We start from the raw sequence: 4,430 nt of genomic DNA, 5'->3' as shown, positions 1-4,430 counted from the left end.
CATGCCTCCCGTCTGCTTGCAAGCGATCCGGCACGTCGTTGGCCGGACGGTTACCCTTGAGCAGCGCCGGCAGCTCGTGCTGGAGCGCCCGCGCGTCGCGATTTCGCAGGGCCTCTATCGCGCAGAAGACCCACTGGCGCAGCGTCTCGCCGCCCATGAGGGACAGCAGCCGGGTCGCGTTGCCCCGTAAGGCCCGCTGCAGCGACTGGATGAGGAGCAGGTGCCCTGGACGCTCCGCCGCCCGGGCCGCGCGCCGCAGCAACTCGAACTCCCACTGTGCGCAGCGCGCGCCAGGGTTCCAGCGCGCCGCGTCCGAAAGCCAGAAGCAGGCGTCCTCCAACTGGCGCAGGGCCGCGTCGGAGGCGCTCGTGCAGCAGTCGGCCAGGAGCTCCACCAGCACCTGCCGCTTGAGGCTGAAGAAGCCCTCCAGCAGCCGACGACACTCCTCGGAGCGCTCGTCATGCAGCGCCAGGCCCAGGTTCTCCAGCGTCAGCGACTCATCCAGCGCCACCGCGCGCGTCTTGCGTCCGGAGCGCTGCACCACCAGCCCTCGCGCCGCCAGCCGCCGCAGCGCCTCCCGCACGGTGCCCCGGCAGCACCCGAACTCACGCGCCAGCTTCTCTTCCGAGCCGAACTGCCCCCTCGGCAGCATCCCCAGCGCAATCGCGCGCTCGAGTTGCTCCTCCACGTACGCCACGAGTCCCACCCGCACCATTCCCGCCGCCCCTCTCGCCGATGATTCGCCCATCCAACCAGACGGGTCTGACATGGACGTGGGGCCCACCGTCCTCGGCACATCCTGAGACAGGGCGGCCTCGGGCCCTGGACAGCGCGAACTGGTCCGACTGTCGGACAGGTTTGGAGAGGGCGCCCCCGGCAGGGCGCCGCTGCACGTGGACTCGCCTTGGCGTCGTTCATGCACCGTCGGGCCCACCACCGCTCCGCGAGGTGCGGGGCCTCGCGGAGAACTTCGAGGCAGGATGGGTTGACGAACTCCTGGCGGCCTTCTCGTCCGTGGCGCGCGGTACTCGCGGGGCGCGCGGCCGAAGCGGGAACGGAAGGCCCGGGCGAAGCGGCCGGGGCTCCGAAGCCGCACATGAGCGCGGTCGCCAGCACGGACGCGGTCTGGCCCTGGCGGAGCCGCTCCGCCGCGCGCACCAGCCGGTAGCCTTGGCGGTACCGGGTGGGGCTTTCGCCCATGCTGGCGCGGAAGGCCCGCGGGAAGGGGGCGCGGCACAGGCCAGCGGCTTCCGTGTCCTCCACCACGATGCGCTCCAGGGCCCGCTGGGGCCGCGCGTCACGATTCGCCGGATGGACCCCCCGTTGCGCCAGGACCGGGTCGCGGCCGGGCGCTATATGTCTCCGGCATGCAAGCCCATCCCTCGCAGGAGCGTCAGGTCCCCGTGCTCATCGTCGGAGGCGGCCTCGTGGGGCTGTCGACCGCGTTGTTCCTCGCCCACCAGGGCGTGCGCGCGCTGATCATCGAGAAGCACGCGGGGACTTCGCTTCATCCGCGGGCACGCGGCTTCCACGCGCGCACCGTGGAGTTGTTGCGGTCCACGTGCGCGGGCGAGGAGGTGGAGCGGGCCGGGGCCGTTCCCGAGGGCACGGTCATAGGAGAGCTGGTGGCCGTCACGCTCGCGGGGCCGGTGCATTCGTGGAAGACGCGGACGGTCTCCACGCAGCGGATGGACCTCAGCCCGTGTCCGATGGTCTTCCTGGGGCAGGACCGGCTGGAGCCCATCCTCCTGAAGGCCGTGAGGAGCCAGGGCGTGGAGGTGTGCTTCCGTCACGAGCTGACGGGCTTCACGCAGGATGCGCGGGGCGTGCGCGCCACGGTGCTCGACCGCGACACGGGCGCGGTGTCCACCGTGCAGGCGGCGTATCTGATTGGCGCGGATGGGGTGCGCAGTCCGGTGCGTGAGGCGCTGGGCATCTCACAGCGTGGCCGGGGCTCCTTTGGCCACAACATCTCCACGCTCTTCGAGGCCGACCTCTCGCCCGTGCAGCGGGAGGTGCCGCTGGGCTTCGCGGTGCTCACGCATCCGGAGGTGGGCGGCGTCATCGCGGCCACGGACGTGAAGGACCGGTGGATCCACGCGACCCGGCTCGACGTGGCCCGTGAGACGGCCGCTGACTTCACGGAGGCCCGGTGGACACAGCGACTGCGCACCGTCACAGGCATTCCGGACCTGAAGCCCACGTTCCACGGAACGTTCGTGTGGGAGGCGGCGGAGCGCGTCGCGGAGCGCTTCGGTTCAGGCCGCGTCTTCCTCGCTGGGGACGCCGCGCACCAGATGCCGCCCACGGGAGGCTTTGGCGCCAACACCGGCATCCACGACGCGGCGAACCTGGCCTGGAAGCTGGCCGCGGTGTTGAACGGCCACGCGGGGCCCGCACTGCTGGACACCTACGACGCCGAGCGAAGGCCCGTGGCGGCCGCCACCGCGAACCAGGCCGGGCTGCTCGCGCTGAAGATGGCGAAGCAGGAGCTCCCGGCGGACGCGGTCCTCGTCGACGACGATGCCGTCACCCTCGGCTACCACTACGGTGAAGGGCCGCCGTTGCCGAAGACGTTCGTCCCCACGGGCGAGCCCGGCACGCGCGCCCCGCACGTGTGGCTGGAGAGCATGAAGGGCCGCACGTCGACGCTGGACCTGTTCGGCAACGGCTTCGTCCTGCTCGCCGGAAGTGAGGCGTGGCGCAGCGGCGCGGAGCGCATGCCGCTGCGGGTCCACGTGGTCCACGGCTGGCAGCAGGCGTATGGGGTAGGGGACGGTGGCGCCTGCCTCGTGCGCCCGGACGGCATGGTGGCGGCACGGTGGAATGAACCCGTCCCGGACGCGGGGCACGCCCTGGATGCAACGCTGAAAGCCCTGCTGTTCCGCGAGGACTGAGCAGGAACCGTCAGGGAACACCCGGCGGATGCAGTCCGGGAACGGGTAGACTGCTTCGTGCGTGGGCGTGGTGTACCGCGTGCCAGGAGGGGGCTTGAAGACATCCGCCATCGCTGCTCGCGGACTGCTGTTTCTGCTCGGAGCCTGCGCCACGGTTCGACCGCCAGCGGATCCGCCCCTGGGGTTCATTGAAGACGGCTTCCCGAGCAGTGGAACCTGCCGCACCGAGTGGCCGGCTCACCTGCCCGATGTCTTTCCGCGAGGAGCTTTCGCCCTGACGCTGTTGCCCTGGCTGGAGGCGGAGTTCAACGATGCGCGTGAGCAGGAGATCATGCGCTGCTGGTGCTCCGGCATGCTGCGGGCCTTGAAGGAAGGACCGCTGCTGCCCCTGGCACCCGGCGTCGAGGTCTACCGCTTCACGTGGATACCTTCTTCCCGTGAGTCCCTCGTCATCCGCATCGAAAACCTGGGCCCCGTCCACTCCCTGCACGTGAAGGTGTCCGGCATGGAGGAAGGGACGTTGACCGTGGACCGGCGCATCCTGCTCACGCCCACCCAGTGGCAGGCCGTGCGACAGCACCTGGAGGCGGCCCGCTTCTGGTCCATGGATCGCTTCTTCACTCCTCGCTCCGTCGCGTACCTCGACGGGGCGCGGTGGCTGTTCGAGGGAGGCCGGGAAGGGCGCTACAGGATGCTGAGCATCCACAGCCCGGACCCGGAAGGGCCCGCGCGCCCCATCCATGACCTGGGCGCGTTCCTGGTGGAGCTGTCCGGCGTCACCCTGGCCAGCGGCAGGCTGTACTGAACCGCCCCGTCAGCGCACGCTGGCCCAGTACGGCTTGAGCGCTTCGCGGCTCGCGGCCAGCGCCTCCCTCGCGTCCGCGTTGGTGGCGCCGGACGCGAAGCTGTCATCCCTTCCCGCCAGCACCTCGATGCACGCGTGCACGGAGTTCGACAGCCCCTCCAGCGAATAGCCCCCCTCCAGCACCAGCACCAGCTTGCCGCCGGAGACCTCCTCCGCCAGCTTGCGCACGGCGGTGCACATCGCCGCGAAGCCGCGCTCGGTGACGTCCATGCCGCCAATCGGATCCGCGCGGTGCGGGTCGAACCCCGCGGACACCAGCATCAGGTCCGGCCGGTACGCCTGCGCCACGGGCAGCAGCAGCTCCTCGAAGACCATCCCGTAGTCCGCGTCCGTGTTGCCGCCCGGCAGGCCGCAGTTGACCGTGAAGCCCTGGCCCTCCCCCCGGCCCACCTCCGGCGCCGCGCCGCTGCCCGGGTAGTAGGGGAACTGGTGCACCGACTGGTAGAGCACGTCCCGCCGCCCCCAGAACGCCGCCTGCGTGCCGTTGCCGTGGTGCACGTCCCAGTCCAGCACCAGCACGCGCTCGGCCCCCAGCCGCCGTCCGGCCTCCGCCGCGATGGCCACGTTGTTGTAGAGGCAGAAGCCCATTGCCCGGCCCGGCTCCGCGTGGTGGCCGGGCGGCCGCACCAGCGCGAACGCGTTCCGCGCGCGCCCCGCCATCACCGCCT

At 71.2% G+C, this 4,430-nt stretch carries 4 protein-coding genes; 2 read left to right on the top strand and 2 right to left on the bottom strand.

The features are described from left to right. A partial coding sequence (locus tag ACLEQD_RS37825; RefSeq protein ID WP_410390717.1) for a FadR/GntR family transcriptional regulator occupies positions 1–715 on the bottom strand: 715 nt, incomplete at its 3' end. A 652-nt stretch (positions 716–1,367) separates the two neighbouring features. Between ACLEQD_RS37825 and ACLEQD_RS37820 the strand changes: the two genes are divergently transcribed. Both ACLEQD_RS37820 and ACLEQD_RS37815 read left to right on the top strand, forming a co-directional pair. After that, on the top strand, positions 1,368–2,897 hold the full coding sequence (locus tag ACLEQD_RS37820; protein ID WP_410390716.1) for an FAD-dependent oxidoreductase: 1,530 nt from the start codon (positions 1,368–1,370) through the stop codon (positions 2,895–2,897). A 94-nt stretch (positions 2,898–2,991) separates the two neighbouring features. Further along, positions 2,992–3,702 carry a hypothetical protein gene (locus ACLEQD_RS37815; protein WP_410390715.1) on the top strand — a complete coding sequence of 237 codons (711 nt, stop codon included), beginning with the start codon at positions 2,992–2,994 and terminating at the stop codon, positions 3,700–3,702. A gap of 9 nt (positions 3,703–3,711) precedes the next feature. On the opposite strand, the gene ACLEQD_RS37810 is transcribed toward ACLEQD_RS37815, so the two are convergent. Further along, positions 3,712–4,430: histone deacetylase (locus tag ACLEQD_RS37810; protein WP_410390714.1), on the bottom strand; the 719-nt coding region annotated here is incomplete at its 5' end.

Source organism: Corallococcus sp. 4LFB (genome assembly GCF_046520365.1).
Lineage (GTDB): Bacteria > Myxococcota > Myxococcia > Myxococcales > Myxococcaceae > Corallococcus > Corallococcus caeni.
The sequence above is the reverse complement of the archived record's forward strand: the minus strand, read 5'-3'. Positions and strand labels throughout refer to the sequence as shown.